This window comes from Massilia mucilaginosa (assembly GCF_011682145.1).
Taxonomy (GTDB): domain Bacteria; phylum Pseudomonadota; class Gammaproteobacteria; order Burkholderiales; family Burkholderiaceae_D; genus Telluria_A; species Telluria_A mucilaginosa.
On the sequence record NZ_WHJH01000023.1, the window covers coordinates 77,610 to 94,056 of the forward strand.

A 16,447-nucleotide genomic window follows, 5' to 3' on the forward strand; every position below is an offset into this window, starting at 1 on the left:
GATGATGTACCTGCAATCGGTCGCATCGTATATCTGCACACTACCTTTGGAGAAAAGCAATGACGCAAACGGTTTCCAACATGACGCCTGAACAAATTCGCGAGCTTCAGGACGCCTTCTTGCTTCTGACTGCGTTTTGTTTGACCGCCGATGGCGTCGAGCTAGCGGTACTGCGTCATGTGTGTGACCGGGCGCGTGCCGCCAGCGCGGACTTCAATGCCAATGAACGAACCGTTCTCGATCATGCGCTCAATATACTGAAACCGCCGGTAGGCTCGCGTGGCCGATTACAGGCCTTGGCCGACTCCAGTTTTCGCATACTGCCTGACGAAAGCATCGATGGCATTGCCGGCTGGTCGACGCTGCGCGCGCTCGCCTGGTTTTGTCAACTCTTCGGCATGGCCGCCGACAACACCGATGCGGCAGTCGCGCTCATCATCAAGCTGCGCTCATTGGTCAGTAAGAAGAGCCCGGGCGGGGAGAGTTTTTCGCCCAAACTCAACGCGGTATTCCGCGTCGTCAAGGTCACATCGAATCAGGTAGAGATCGTGGGTGCCTTCATCGAGGCGCTTCCGACGCCGTTTCCAGACCCCGACGCCCCAGCCCAAGCGCTTTGCAGCGTTTTCGCCGGCGCCAACCGGGAAGCCTACCTTTTTATTGCGAGGGAAATTTCGGTTCTGAATATTTTCCTGCGAATATCTACAGCTCCACTAAGACTTTTCCAGTTCACCGATTCATTCAAATTAATGCCACCTGGGCCTGCTTCGCTCACGGAGTATCTCCTGCCAGTAAATTCGATCAGGGTCGACAATGACGCCCTCATCGTTCCTACGCCAGCCGATCGGCTTGTCTTGCAAGGTGAGGTGGGCATGCTATATGCAAATGATAGAAGGGTGGCTGACTTCGATGCGCTCCTTTCTCAACATGCGGCAAGCGTCAGATCTGCAGCGGAGATCGCAAGTGCCGCTCTAGGCGAAAACAAGGAAGATACCCTTCGTCGCTATAAGGCATATTCATGGGCACTACGGCTGGCCCATATCGCATCCTCCGGCCTGCGCGTGGGCCGCGATATTGAATTACCAGCCGCCTTCAGCGGATCGAACGACGATCCTGATTCTGAAAAAATCAAACGCGCATTGATCGAATACTTTTTCCTGTTAGTCAGTACTGACAGTTCCAATGAGGCCGATTCCGGCGTGTTTGAGGTCACCGAAGATGGAATAAGTGACATATCGACCCCGGAATCCGACCTCTATTTTCGGACCGTAAGAATGGATGAGAAAGCGGCCTCCAACAGACTATCGATAACACAGGAGGAAAAACTTGCAATTGGTCTCTGGCCCGCGGATGTAGTTTGGCTGCATCGTTTTTTTTCGGCCAAAGGCAGTGCTGCCGAGGCTGCCAGCAAGGCATTTTTTGAACAGTTTTTTGCACAGCGTACTGCCTGGTTCCTGGCTGATGGCGGCAGCGACCCACAGGCCAAAAGCAAGCAGAAGCGCCTGATTGCTGCGATGCTCGATGCACTGCTGTCGGACAAGGCGGGGGGCTTGCCCCAGGCAGTAAGCAGGGCCTCGGAAACGTTCTGGGCGCCTGACTCTTCCAGGTCCGATTCAAACGAGCAAGCTCAAGCTGTGCGTGCCGCCCTCGCAGACATTGGGCCAGGCGCCAATCCAGGTCTTGCCAGCGCCGACACTGCGACCGTCTTCCATATGGTGGCCCTTGTGCCCGACAGCAAGCTGGATTATTTGGCGACCAAATTATTTTCAGGCGACGCCAGTGTCGCGCCCGCACTGATTGTGCCTCGCCTGCGCTCCTTGGCGGTCGATCATGCGCCAGCGGCGTCTTACTTCGGGGACTGGATCAGGCGCCACATGAGCGAGTCGCTCGACGTTGGCGGTACGACAACCGCAGTTGTGGCCGAAACGTTCGCCAAGGAGCTGGCCGCGCTCGGATCCTTTGACATCTCCAGCATCGACACCGTCATAGGAAAAATAGATGAAGATGAAATATTTTCCTCCAGTGCCAGGCGCTGGCTTCATTCGGATCTGCGCGCCTTCGAAGCGCTCAAGCCACTGGCTTTGGAGGGGGGGAGCGCGATAACGATGCTGGGCGCCGGCTTGCAGAGCGCCAGCCAGGTAGTCGCGTTCGGCCGTGGACGGCTGAGCAATATTCTGACGAAGGCGAATCTCCCGAATGCGGATGCCCAGGCAAGCCAGATTTTCAACCGCGCCCGCGCGCGCAAGGAGTTCCAGGTGCAGGTGGTCGGCCACATGGCCGCGTTCAGGTCCGCACAAGACCTGGCGGTTTTTCGTAGTCCCGCCGCCGCAACAACCCGGGACGCTATCGTTCCCGACTGGCGCACACTATTCGGCTCGCAAGACGCGTGCGAATGCAAGCCGAGTGAATCGATCATCGGTCCCGGCGCCTATCTGGTCGATATCCTCGAATTCCTGCGCCATCGCGCCATCGAACCGTACCCCGTGCCGGGCCAATGCCCGCACTCGCCGCGCCAGCTCACTACGGCGCTTGAGGTCCTGCTCGAACGCCGTCCGGACCTCGTGCACATTGACTTTACCGAAGCGAATGCCATGACGGAGCTCCCGTATGTGGACCTGCTGTGCGAGCTGCTGGAGGACCGTGTCCTAACCCAGGGGCGGATCATACAGCGCGACAAGATCAAGGCTGGCCTGCGCCTGCGCGATATCGAAGGCGTTGCGCTTGCGGAAATCCTGGCTATGGCGCCGATATCGCTGGAGGCGCGCTTCACCGCCGTCGACGACCAGCTCACCGGAGAGCCTGCCTGCCCGGCAGTGCTGATCTTGCGCGATGCGGGCGCGGTGCTGCGATTCAAGGAACAGCGGGGAGAACCATGCCATTGGTACGTGCAGCGCTTGCGACAAACCACCTTGTCGGCCGAGGAACTGGCGGCCGAACCAGAACACACCAACCCAAAGGTGTATACCGAGCTCGGGGGCAACGCGTATGGCTACGCCTTACCATTCTCCCTCGGCGAAACGCTGCTGCATGCCTACCTGAAGCTGGTCGACTCGTCTCGAGGGGGCTTGCGCATCGCGGTGGACCTGGCCGAGACGCGCGACCTGCAATGGGCTGCCGATGCGCTGAAGCTGGAGATGGCGACCGCGCGCGCGATCGTCGAAGCAAACGGGCGCCGCAGCGAGCAATTCTTCGGCCTGGCACCGGGGGACATGCTGCCGGTGCGCTCCGCGTCGGACCTGCTGCCGCGTTTCGACCTGCAATTCGCGCAACTTGACGCACTGTGCGAGAGCGTTACTTTCGGCGGCAACCGGGGTATGAGCCTGGAGGTTCAGGACGATCGGTGCGGCCAGTCCGATCCATGCGATACAAGGCAGATCGAGGTACGGTGGGACGGTGATGAACAGGCGGTCACCGACGATTCCACCGGCGATGTCCTGGTACGATTTGCGCGTTTGCGCCGTCACTTGGGCTGGTCGGTGGAACAGCTCGACCGCGCCTTGTGCGCCGCACGCATCGGTGATGACAAGCTCGATCATGCTTTCCTGGCCCAACTGGCCGGCATCGCGCAACTGGCCACGGCGCCCTTTGAGGGTGTCGATGCCGTCCTTGCGCTGTTTAGCGACCTTACTGGCGCTCTGGCAAAGGACGATGCCAATTCAGGCTATCGCAAGGTCTACCTGGATCCTCGGCGCAGCGGACTCGACCCCGAATACGATGGCGCAATCCTCACACTGTTTCGCGACATACCGCATGGCCGCGTTACCTGGTGCACGATGGACAAAGACCCGGCGAACCGTGCCGCACTTGCAACTTGCCTCGGGTTGAACCGCGCTGAGCTGGACCATTTGATCGACGCCTGGCTCACGCGCACCGGGCAGGCGGACAAGGTGACCGTGGCGCAGATGTCGCATCTGTACGCGCTGGCGCTCCTTCGCGAGACATTGTCAATCCGCTGGGACGAACTGGGGGCGCTTGCCGAGCTCTATTTCGACCTGTCCAAGGGCCGTTCGATGATCGATTCGCCGTTGGACTTGATCGATGCGCTCGCGCTGGACAGCGAGATCCGCGGCATGGACGGACTGACGCCGCCATTGCTGCGCTTTCATTTATTCAACCGCATATCGGGAGCGCCGGAAGCGGCGATCGATGCCGCCATCGTCAAGGACGACAAGATTTTCCGCTGTCTGGCTACGGTCGGTGTCGCCGCGCGCTCAATTCCGATGGCGCTGACGGACGAGGATGCCAAGCAGTTGCGGGGCGCTGGCACCAGGTTCGGCGACATTGTTTTCGCTCCGTTGACAGCACTTGCGGCGAGCATAGAGCGCGACCGCTTGCTGGGCAAAGCACTGCCCAAGCGCGAGCAAATACGCGCCACTGGCGACAAGGCCGGCGAGCTGCTTGAGGGGCGGTTCACGCCAGACCAGCGGGCATGGGACAGCACGCAGCGCGCGGCGCAGGTCCAGGGCCTGGTCGACGAGATTTTTTCGGAACAGGGCGGGATTCCGGATTTGTTGCGCTGGGCGATGGAGGATGCGGCGTACCAGGTGCCGGAAGCGCTCAAAAATGCGTTCTTATGCTACCTGACGGCATCGCTGCGCTTAGCGGCGAGCGTTCGCGCCGAATCGCCCGAGGCCCTGGACGACGCACAGGCGGCAGCGTTGAAAAAGGAGCTGGAGCGAAGTGGAATCCTGTTTGCCACAGGCTTCGCCACGCCCTTTCTTCACAAACGCAATCTCGAGCTCCGGCGCACCGCGCTCATTTCAGCACTGGCGGAGGCCTGCGATATAGCATCCTCGCGCGCGGCAGCCTTGATGGACAGCTTGCGTCAAACCGATGCATCGGGAACGACGCGAACCGTGGCCACGCTGTTCATGCACGTCGATATGAGCGGGTCCGGGTGGCCGGCGCCCAACGGGCAGCCCGGTCCCGGTTTTCCGGACAGCCCAGAGCTTAAGCTTGCAGCCGATGCGGTGCGCTGCGTGGGCAAGGTTGCAAAGTTCGTGGAGACAATGCGCCTGGACGACGAGATGGTGCGCTGGATGAGCCACAAGGATGCTGACGGCGCCACCCGCGCAGGCATGCTCGGGTGGATGGACCTGGATGACATTGGCGCGAGCGCGCCGGTAATCCAGCCGCAGCTGGTCTGGGCTAACACTGGCGCACTGGAACGGTGGCGGCATTTGGCAGCGGCCACCCGCGTTGCCCGTCAATACCCAGCGGTAACGTCGGCGAGGCATTCGACCGAACCGGTATCGGTGTGTACTGTGTTCGAGCGCGCCATGGAACTTGATGCGACTGCTGCTGCCAAGCGCACGGCACCGATGGCGCCATTGATCGAGTCGCTGTCGCGGCTGACCGCATTTCCTGCCGACCTGGTACAGGGATTGCTGGAGCGGGCACTGGGGGCGCTAGGGAAGGGCGCCGTTGCGCCCTGGTCGCGCTGGCTGGACCGGCTCGGCCCTGCCATCGAGAGCCTGCGCCGTGTCGGTCTTTCGGTCGCCCAAGCGGCGCAGGCGACGGATTCGGGGCGCTGCGGCGCCGCAGCGGCGAAACTCGATCCGGAAAGCGATCTCCAGGACGCGATGATGATCCGCAAGATCCTGAAAAAGCGCTTCAGGCTTGACGCGTGGATCAAGGCAATTACGAACGCGCAAGGCAGTATCCGCGAGCGCAAGCGCGATGCCTTGCTGGCCTATCTCGTCGGTACTGGCAAATTCACCGACGGCGACGACGTCTTTGAGTATTTGCTGGTCGATCCGAAAATGGGGGCCTGCATGCCGTCGAGCCGGCTGGTGCAGGCGCACGGCACGGTGCAGATGTTCGTCCAGCGCTGCCTGATGGGCCTTGAACCAAAGGTGACGATTCCGAAAGGCGAGCGCGAGGACTGGGCGCCGTGGAGCTGGATGAAGGAATACAGGGTGTGGGAGGCGAACCGCAAGGTTTTCCTGTTCCCGGAAAACTGGATTGAGCCGGAGCTGCGCGACGACAAGTCGGAGTTCTATGTCGAGTTTGAAAATGCGCTGAATCAGAATGTACTGGAACAGCCGAACATCGAACGGGCCGTCATTCAATATTTGCATAAGCTCAATGATGTTGCCAAGCTCGATATCTGTGCCACATACTACCAGTTCGACGATCGCGATCCGGTCATGCATGTGGTGGGTCGCACGACGGGCGAGCCGCATGCCTATTTTTACCGCACTTGGGTCGGCGAACGGCGCTGGACCCCATGGGAAAGGATCGACCTCGATATCGAGGGGGATCACCTGCTGCTGTACATGCGCAACGGGCGCATGCACCTTGCCTGGCCTGTATTCATCGAGCAGGGGCAGAAAAAGCTGGTCGAAAAGCTTCCGGAGACGCCGGCCGAGTGGGACAATGTGCAGCCGGAGTCGACCTGGCAGATCAAGCTCGCGGTCAGTGAATATTCGCAGTCTCAATGGATGCCGCGCAAGGTGACGTCGAGTGCCTTGCGTTGGCCGCAAGTGGCAGTGGTAGAATTGCGGACCAAGAATCCGCCTGCGAGGATTCGGCTGGCGGTGCATGAGCTTCCGCACGCGGAGATTCTCGTTTCGGAGTGCACCGGAACGGGGATCTTGAGCGATACCGTCATCGGCGTATTCTCGCTCGACACCTGCAGCGGGGCGCCTCAGGCGGCCCAGGAATCCGCTCCTGCGCGCAGCTGGTATCCGAGTTTTCCACGAGCACGCTTCGATGCCAATCGTTATGTAGAATCGGACGACAAGACGGAGGACGCTCTGGTTCTCCTTAGTGGTCCGCAAGCATTCAACCGGCCGACCGTCTTAAGCAAGACGCCTGGGCGATTCAGCATTCAGGTACCGCAACAGGCATCTCCGATCGATTTGCTGTTCGCCGTGCTGCGCCTGTTTGTGTCGCCGTATCAACTGGCTTCCATCCCGACGTCCATCGGTGCGGGCCTGCCATTTTCCTACTCTGATCGCTCCGTTTCCGCAATGTTTTCTTACCGCTTCGACTTCGACGGAGACGCAAGACGCAGCAACCCAATCAGCATGTCGCTGCAGCTTGCAAAAGCGATCGGCAAGGCGCTTGAAGTACTGGAAATGCCTTCGGTGCGAACCGATATCAGGGCCGCGCACGCGGGCAATCAAGCTGCATTGGAGAAACTGCGCGAGCTATTTAACAAGGACGCGTGCAAGAACGTCCTGACTGTGCTCCTGAAGATTGCCGGAGCGACTGGACGCAAGGAACTTGATCGGGGAACTCCGCCGGAGCAGGAAACGGATGCACTCAAGGCCCTTCGGACGGGCCCGATCCAGATCAAAGCAGTCAGCCGGCTGGCGCATCCACTCGCGTGCGAACTGGTCAAAGAGGCTTATCGCGGCGGCATGGACCGCCTGTACGACAGGCCCCTGCAGTTGCTCAGCCTATACGAGCTTGCCAGCAGCGTGCCTACGCTCGACCCGGTCTTCAAGCTGACCGAGGCTTGCCGCACCGATGCGGGAATCGCCGCGCCCACCCGCAATGGATGGGAGCAAGCCGCCGGCTTCGAGAGCTGGGATGCATCATCGGGCTACAACTGGGAGATTTTCTTCCACATGCCATTCCATGTCGCGGTCAAGCTGGCCGGCGAAGCCAAGTTCAAGGAAGCGCTCGACTGGTTCCATCATATTTTCAATCCGGTCGGTGTACGCTCGGAAGTGGCTGGGGCAGAGCCGGAAGTATCGAACTACTGGATCACCAAGCCATTTTTCGAGCATGAGCAGGAAGATTATGAGTGGCAGCGCATCCAGTTCCTGACCAATCCCGGAGAATGGCTGGAGTCGCTGGAGTCAGAGCCGTCCGATTCCGCAGATTCTGTAGCGCTGCGCTCGGTCATGGAACAGTTCGCCGAATCGATCATCGAGTGGCGCAACCGTCCTTTCGTCCCGCACCAGGTGGCTAGGCACCGCTGGGTCGCGTTCCAGAAAACCGTGGTCATGCGCTATGTGGACACGCTGCTGCAGTGGGGCGACTCCGAATTCCGCCGTTTCCAGATGGAGCCGGTGTTCCGGGCCGCCCAGTTATATGTGCTTGCGGCAAGGCTGCTGGGACCGCGACCGCGCTCGGACGTGAAGGCCGCGCAAAAGGTGCCGCAGTTCTACGAGCAAATGGAAGCCGGTATCCGGCGGCCGGATCGGGCGCTCGACAAGCTCGCCGAAGCCATCATGCCGCCTGCGGTGCAAGATGGCACGGCCCCGGAAAATTATCAATTCAATTTGTACAGCGATCATTTCTGCGTGCCGCAGAACGACAAGCTGGTGGAACTGTGGGATCGGGTCGAAGACCGGCTGTTCAAAATTCGCCACTGCCAGGATATCGAGGGGATCAAGCGCAAGCTCAGTCTGTACGCGCCACCGATCGACCCCGCCTTGCTGGTGCGTGCGACCGCAGCCGGACTGTCGATCGACCAGATCCTGGCCGACCTCGGTGCGCCGCTTCCGCACTACCGGTTCAGCTTCATGCACCAGAAGGCGACCGAGTTCGCCCATGAGGTCAAGGCGCTCGGCAGCGAACTGATGTCCGCCATCGAGCGCAAAGAAGGCGACGAGCTGATGCAGCTGCGTTCCCGGCTGGATATCACTTATGCACGCGCGGCACTGGGAATGCGGCGCGATCAGGTCAAGGAGGCTGGGCGCCAGCTCGAGGGGATCAAGAAGACCATCGAAACTGCCACGTATCGCAAGAACTGGTACGAGACCAAGATGAACGAAGGTTTGTCATCGCGGGAAAAAGATTCCCTCAAGCTAACCGAGACATCGATGGGAGTGCGGCTGGCTGGACAGGCATTGCAACTGGCCGGCAGCGCATTCTGTGTGGTCCCGCAATTCGAACTGGGCACAGCGGGCTTCGGCGGCACGCCTGTGATGACCACCATGACAGGTGGCACGAACTGGGCCAGCGCGGTGGGCTATCTCAGCACGGCGTTGTCGATGGTCGCAGACTATACGCAGACTCAGGCCGGCGTTACGTCGGTCCGGGCTGGCCATGAGCGGCGCGACCAGGAATGGGGCTTGCAAAAAGAATTGGCCGGGCGCGAACTCGAGCAGCTCGAACAGCAGCTTAAAGCGGCGGAAATTCGGATCGAGATTGTTCAAGCAGAACTGCAAAACCATGAACTGCAGATCGAGCACTTGCAAGCAAGTGACGAGTTTATCCGTAACAAGTTCTCGAATGCCAAGCTGTATGAGTGGATGGTGCGTCAGGTCACAGCAACCTATTACAAGACCTATCAGCTTGCGGTCGACCTAGCCATGAAAGCGGAACGCTGCATGGAACATGAGCTGCCGGCCCCCGATGGCAGCCCTGTGCAGGCACGCTACATCAACGCAGGCTACTGGGACGGAATGCGCAAAGGACTGCTGTCGGGGAATGGGCTAATGCATGATCTCAAGCGCATGGAAGTGGGGTATATGGAGCGCAACGTACGGGAATTTGAAATTACCAAACATGTTTCACTGGCGGCAATCGATCCCCTCCAGTTGCTGCAACTGCGCGCCACTGGAGGCTGCTCGTTTACACTCAACGAGCCCTTGTTCGATCTGGACTTCCCGGGCCACTATCGCCGGCGCATCAAGTCAGTATCGCTTTCACTGCCATGTATCGCGGGACCATATACCTCGGTGTCATGCCAGCTGACCCTGTTGCGCAGCCTTTACAAGCCCAAGTCGGACAGCAAGCCGGAAGAGAGCGTTTTCGATCCGGTACAAGTGACATCGATTGCGACCAGCAGCGGCCAGAACGACAGTGGCATGTTCGAGCTCAATTTCAGGGACGAGCGCTATCTGCCTTTCGAGGGCGCCGGTGCGATCAGCGAATGGCGCCTGCAGTTGCCTGACGTTGCGCTGCGCATGTTCGACTACGCGGGCATTTCGGATGCCGTACTCCACATTCGCTACACGTCCCGCGATGGAGGTGCCGAACGGCGCGACACGGTGTCAAGTTCCTTGGCCAAGGAACTGAAGAAAATGAAGCAGGCCGCCAGCCATAAAGGCGTCTGGTCGATGGTAAGCCTTCGCAATGAACTGCCGGACGTGTTTGCCGTCTTGCGTTCTACTGGGCAAGCTAAGGTGGCGCTCGATCAGCAATTCCTGTCGGGGTTGACCACCGTGGTGACAGGCGCCAAGAAAATTGCGCCGAATGGCGTCATGTTCGCCGTTCTGCGCAGTCCTCAAGCCCAGCAAGCGCCCGCGCTCGACTGGCAGGTCGGGAGCGGAGCGCAAACGCGCATCGAGCTTGGGGGCGGCAGCGGTGCGTTGCAGTTGTCTACCTTGATGGGCGGCCCTGGCGGCACGCCTGAAGAAAGGAGCCTCGGTGCGGCCTTTTTCAAAGACGCTGGGGTGCTGCTATATGCGGACAAGCAACACACATATGCTTTGAGCGATGTGCTGGTATTGCTGAATTTTTCGGAAGCGTGATCGGCGTGGTAGGAGAGCAGGGCTGAGCCCGCCTTTGCTAGCACCCACCGAAGACCCGCATACAATCGAGGAGGCGGCACCGGAACCAAAATTTTACGAGGCCGCCTGAGATGTTCGGTAAGCTGAGTGAGACAATCGCTCAACGCTTTGCATTTAATTCAGCGCTCCCAGCTCGAAGTGCATATTACGACATATTTTCTATGGGACGCGTCAGGAATTTTGTGTGCGGAGGCCACTTGGTAGGTCCTAGTCTTACTGTGTCACAAAACTGAAAAATGTGCGTATACTGTTGAGCTGTCTATAACGACAGGAGACGGGAATGACGAATTTGGCTGATTTGGTTATATATCTTGAGCGACTTTGTGGGGTTCTGTCGCATTAGCGACCATCGACGGGGCAATCATGTAAACTGCGGCGCCCGACCCCAGGAAGAATCGACATGCTCAACTTAGAAGGGATGTGTCTCCCGATCGATGTGATCCTGGTCTGTATCCGCTGGTATGCGAGCTGCCCGCTGAGCTACCGGCACCTCGAAGAGATGATGGAGGAGCGCGGCGTGTCGGTCGACCATTCGTCGATCAACCGGTGGACGATGCGTTTCTTGCCGCTCATCGAGAAAATGGTGCGCCAGCAAGCAGACTCCAAGCCGTTGACCAATAGCGCGGCCAACCGTTGCTATCCGTAAGTACGTGACCGAAGTGTTCGATTTTTCTTAACATTGAAACGCAACGCCTAGTGTGCACAATATTTTCTCATTTTGCACACAAGTTCGGCGCAAACGCAACACTGGTCCAACTGCACTGCACCCCATACTATGTAGTTACGGCAGCGTGATGCGTTTTGTCTAACAATGGAAAATGTACTTTTGGCGCGGAAATTCGTTGCGTTTCGGAAGTGAATGAGTTCGTTGCATATTCGGCCTCGGCAAATGCAACATTTCATCGTTGAAATGGCGCTCAAACGCAACAGCATGTTTGATGGTGCTATGGGTAACGAGCAACTGCACAGATATGCGGCGCGCCAAAAGCTCTGAATATGACGGTGTCAGCAGGGAGAGGAATATTGTTGAGGCGAGGGCGCCGAAATCACTCGACAGTGTGCTGCCCGCCGAACGTAGGGCGGGCAACATACTTGTGAATAAATTGGCGCTTTCAAAGGCGCCCTTGGTCCGAAACGGCTTAGACCAAGCACTGAAAACGGCCTATGCCAGGGACCAAAATCAAGCATCAATTTTGTGAGTCCACCGGGGGACACCTCCCTGTTGCGCGAGATGATCCACAAGGTGACGTGATCCGAAAAACTGAATGCGGCCATTGTGATTGTATGCGAGAGCCGATTGATCAACTCTTAACCCTGCCGACCGAGCGCGAGCTGTCAACTGCGCAAGCAGCAGTTCGTTATCCGAGCTCATGCCCGAACTGGACCTTGCGTCAAAAACTGCATAGTTTATTGCTCCGCCCGACGCGGACCTAGCTTTTATATGTGCAAGATTGATTTGCATGTTGTTCTCATTGAGGATTGAAGAAATGGTGGTAAGCGCTACCGCCTACCACCAGTCGGCTACTTTTTACCTTTGTTGGGAGCCTGTGTCAGGGCGGATGCGGCTACGCTTTTCTGAGCCGGCGTCGACTTTGGGTTGGACAAAATCGCGCTCGCCTTCGATGCGACCGATGGGGACGTCTGTTCGTTCGATTTCTTGGTTGCCATGTAAACCTCCTGGAAATGGCCAACTGCGCTAGGATTGCCTAAAAAGTTCTCTTTAGAGGCACTTTTAGTATCTACGGACAGAATTCTGTTGTCAAGTACTTTCTGTGCCTGTACTCTGAACATAATTGTGTAGAAGGAGATTTATCATGGCAACGCCGCTTGGCGAAAAAATCAGAGCGGAACGGAAGCGACACGGGCTTACCTTGGAGGAGCTCGCAAAAAGAACAGACTCTAGCAAGAGCTACATATGGGGCCTGGAGAACGGCCCGGCCGTCAGACCATCAGCGGAAAAGATATCCAAAATTGCTGCCGTGCTGGGCGTTTCGGTCGACTATCTATTGGATAATGAAAAGACAACTCAGACTGAAACCGACGTCGACCAGATGTTCTTCCGGCGGATTGGTCAGCTCGACAGCACAAAACGTGCTCAACTAGAGAGATTTTTGAAGCTGTTGGATGACGATGAGTGAGCCGACCACACCTGCAGGCTGGGGCATTGAATTGTGCAAATTTTGGCAGCAAGCCGGACAAGCGCTACCTGTCGATGTCAAGCTGCTGGCACCTGAGGCTACCAAACGGTTTGCTGACCCAATAGGCAAAATCAAAGCTCACGACATCGCCGGTATTGACGGGATGCTAATCAAGCGTCCGTCCAAAGGTGACTGGTGTATCGCTTATGACCCAGCGGTGGAGTCGCCTGGGCGGATCAATTTCACGCTAGGGCATGAGCTGGGACATTATTTTCTGCATCGCCGGATGAGGGACCACTTCCAATGTGGACAGGGAGAAATGCTAGACTATGAGAGCGCTACTTCTCGTAAGCTCGAAGGGGAGGCAAACAAATTTGCGTCCTTTCTGCTTATGCCAATCCCGGACTTCAAGGTGCAGATCGCTAACGAGGAAATCAGCCTAGAACTTCTAGGCCATTGCGCAAATCGTTATGCAACTTCCTTCACGGCTAAAGCGTTGAAGTGGATCGAATTTACCCAGGAGGCAGCAGTCCTTGTCGTGGCGCGAGAAGGGTTTATTTGTTGGTCTTACCCGACCGACTCCGCTAGGCGGCTCGGACTCTATCTCCCGCATGGGACCGAGCTTCCTCGGGTGTCGCTCGACAATCTTGCTAAAGTCATGGATTCGCGCAATCACACTACGCGTGTGGGAGCTGGCGTTTGGCATTCGACCCTTGAAGCACAAGAGTCAATAATTCTATCGGACCGGTTTGACATGGCCATCTTCCTAGTCAGATTTCCATTCGCGAATTTGGTCGAGCATGAAGAGGAGGCCATCGAGGACTCCGTCTCCTGGCTATCGAAAAAAATACGCGGTTGGTAGTGAAAAATTGAGTCATATAACGTATTTCAGATTTGCTCTAGTGATCGTGCGAAAAGTTAGCAACAATGCCCGTAACGCAGTACAGCGTGAGAATCTGAAGGACCTCCACTTTTAAGGCGGTCACCTCTGCTCTACAAAATGGCAACGATTTGATTGGACCTTTCTAAGCGCAAGCTGCCGAGTGTTACGTCCTTTGAAATCCTGGGCTCGCCGGGGCGCTAAATCCCGGACTCTGCGAGGGCGTTCAATAAACTTTCACCAATGGCAGCGTGGGACGTCATGCAAAAAAGATAGGCCAGTACTCCTCTGATATCGTGTGAAGTTCTCAGGCAACACACAGATAACATCGGGACCGGCCTATGCATCGAATTCTATCTGTAAATCCTTCATTACCCCAACATATCGAGCAAATCGCGCACGCGCCAGAAGTCTACCGGCCGTTTGCTTGCCCGCATTGCGGGGTAGCCGGTCTTTGGCTGCATGGCTTTTACGAGCGCAAACCCGACCGCGATGGCCCTGCCGCCGTGTCGCTCAATCCGGTGCTGGTGGCCCGCTTTTGCTGCGGCGCTTGCGGGCGCACCTGTTCGCGTTTGCCGCTGTGCATCGCGCCGCGCCGCTGGCACCCTTGGGCCAAACAGCAGCGGGTTCTGCTGGACCTACTGGCCGGCGCCTCGCTACGCGGTGCTGCCCTGTGCGCGGGCGTCGCCTGCCACACCGCGCGCCGCTGGCGCGACTGGCTGCACGCCGGCACTGCGACCTTCGCGTTTATGCTGCGCAGCCGCTTCCCGGAACTGGGTCGTGGCGGCGACGGCCCGGGCTTCTGGACGGCCTGCCTTTCCGCGATGCCGCTGGCAGAGGCGATGGCATGGGCGGACCATGAGGTTTCCGTCCCATGAAACGCTGACCCGAAACCACCAGGAGACAGGCAACGCCGCTTAAATTTCCCACCCCACACACTTTGCCCACTGCCGCCGGCAGCCGATATCGGTTTCCATGAACGCTCCCGAACTCAACAGGAGCACCCATGAAACAGATCGACCCGACCGCCTTGTTCCGCCTGTCCGTGCTGGGGCCGCTGGTCAGCCGCGAGCGTCTTGACCGCGGCGAACTGCAGCGCACCCTGCGCGAACTGGCCCAGCGCCAATATGCCATCCCTAACTCGCGGCGCACCTACTTGGGCGAGAAGACCATCGAAAGCTGGCTCTACAAGTACCGGCGCGAGGGAATCGATGGCCTGGCGCCCAAGACGCGCATCGATTCGGGCCACTCCAAGATCGCGCCGGCACTGCAGGAAGCCATCATTGCGGCCAAGCGCGATAACCCGCGCCGATCGATCCGCCAGATACGTCAACTGCTGCAAACGAGCGGCCAGGCGGCCAGGGACAGCCTGTCGCGTTCGGCGATCCACCGCCTGCTGGCCAGCCACGGCATCGCGCGCATGAGCGGTTCGTCCAGCCAGCCCGAGGAGAAACGCAGCTTCGTGGCCGAGTCGGCCGGCGCCATCTGGTACGGCGACGTCATGCACGGGCCGCGCGTCATCGTTGAGGGCAAGCCGCGCAAGGTCTACCTGGTGTCGCTGTTCGACGACGCCACGCGCCTGGTTACGCACAGCGCATTCTGCCTGGGCGAGACGGCGCTCGACATCGAGGGTGTGCTCAAGCAGGCGCTGCTCAAACGTGGCCGGCCAATCAGGCTCGTGGTCGACAACGGCGCCGCCTACAAGGCCGGCACACTGCAGGCGTTGTGCGCGCGACTGGAGATCCACCTCATTTACTGCCGTCCGTACCAGCCGGCCGGCAAGGGCAAGATCGAACGCTGGCACCGCACCGTGCGCGACCAGTTCCTCAGCGAACTCAATGAAGCCCGCATCAACGACCTGGCCGATTTGAACGCGCGGCTATGGGCCTGGCTAGAATGCGTCTACCACCGCACGCCGCACGAGGGCCTGGCCGGCCTGACGCCGCTGGCGCGCTACCAGCCGGATCTGCCGAAGATCCGCCCGCTGGGCCAGTTCGCGGCCCAGCTCGACGCCATGTTTCATCACCGGATCAAACGCTATGTGCGCAAGGACGGCACAGTGTCGTACCTGGGCGCCAGGTTCGAAGTGCCCTACGAGCTGTCCGGCAAGACGGTGCGGCTGGTGGTCGACCCGCATGCCGGGATGGTGGTCGGGGTCGAGGACGAAGCCGGCGAAACGCTGGGCCTGGCCACCAGGCTCGATACCCATGCCAATCTGCACCGGATACGACGCAAACCCGACTTGGAACCGCCTGCACCGGGACCGCGCAGCGGCCCCAACCTGGTCGAGATGGCGCTGGCGCAGTACCACGGCAAGAAGGAGGGTTGAGCATGTACCTCCAACACTTTGGACTGCGCCACCCGCCACTGGGCAAGGAAAGCAAAGACCTGTGGGAAGACGGCGCACTGACGCAACTGGCCGAACGCTTCAACTGGCTGTTGCAGGCGCCGGGGGTCGGGCTCATCACCGGAGAACCCGGGGTCGGCAAGACGGCCGCCCTGCGCAGTCTGACCGAGGCCCTCAATCCGCACCGCTACCAGGTCGTCTACCAGCCCGAGACCGACTTCGGCCGGCTCGACCTGTACCGCAGCCTGGCCGGGGCGCTCGGCGTCGAGCCATCCTACCGGCGCGCGCAGCTGTGGCGCGACATCAAGGAGCGCATTGCCGAGATGGTCGACGGCAAGCAGTTGCTGCCGGTGTGGATCATCGACGAGGCGCAGAATTTGCCGGTGGAATTCTTCCGCGACCTGCCGGCGTTCCTGAACTTCGCGTTCGACTCGCGCGATCTGATCACCGTATGGCTGGTGGGCCATCCCGGCCTTGCGCAAAGTAAGCGATCCATCAACCCCAGACTGTTCAGGAAGTCACGCCGCTGGTTAAATCGGGGGTATGCAAATCCTTCATATTCCACGGCAGCAGCGCCGCGACGTCATCCACGGTTTTCGCCGCTGGCAAG

6 protein-coding genes and 1 pseudogene are annotated in these 16,447 nt (G+C 59.0%); all 7 read left to right on the forward strand.

The features are described from left to right. Positions 1 to 59 precede the first annotated feature (59 nt). Positions 60 to 10,433: a Tc toxin subunit A-related protein gene (locus F2P45_RS18750; RefSeq protein WP_166878400.1), complete on the forward strand. Its 10,374-nt coding sequence runs from the start codon at positions 60 to 62 to the stop codon at positions 10,431 to 10,433. A gap of 439 nt (positions 10,434 to 10,872) precedes the next feature. Next, positions 10,873 to 11,064: pseudogene (locus F2P45_RS18755) on the forward strand (IS6 family transposase); the annotation flags it as partial. 1,222 nt (positions 11,065 to 12,286) lie between these two features. Further along, positions 12,287 to 12,610, forward strand: a complete 324-nt coding sequence (locus F2P45_RS18760; protein WP_166878403.1) for a helix-turn-helix domain-containing protein — start codon at positions 12,287 to 12,289, stop codon at positions 12,608 to 12,610. Continuing rightward, positions 12,603 to 13,472 carry an ImmA/IrrE family metallo-endopeptidase gene (locus F2P45_RS18765; protein ID WP_166878406.1) on the forward strand — a complete coding sequence of 290 codons (870 nt, stop codon included), beginning with the start codon at positions 12,603 to 12,605 and terminating at the stop codon, positions 13,470 to 13,472. Before F2P45_RS18760 ends, F2P45_RS18765 begins: the two co-directional genes overlap by 8 nt. 359 nt (positions 13,473 to 13,831) lie before the next feature. Next, on the forward strand, positions 13,832 to 14,368 hold the full coding sequence (locus F2P45_RS18770) for a hypothetical protein (protein ID WP_166878409.1): 537 nt from the start codon (positions 13,832 to 13,834) through the stop codon (positions 14,366 to 14,368). Positions 14,369 to 14,496: 128 nt separating this feature from the next. Beyond that, positions 14,497 to 15,819 carry a DDE-type integrase/transposase/recombinase gene (locus F2P45_RS18775; protein WP_166878412.1) on the forward strand — a complete coding sequence of 441 codons (1,323 nt, stop codon included), beginning with the start codon at positions 14,497 to 14,499 and terminating at the stop codon, positions 15,817 to 15,819. Positions 15,820 to 15,821: 2 nt separating this feature from the next. After that, positions 15,822 to 16,447 (forward strand): ExeA family protein (locus F2P45_RS18780; RefSeq protein ID WP_229505157.1); only part of this gene is annotated, 626 nt, incomplete at its 3' end.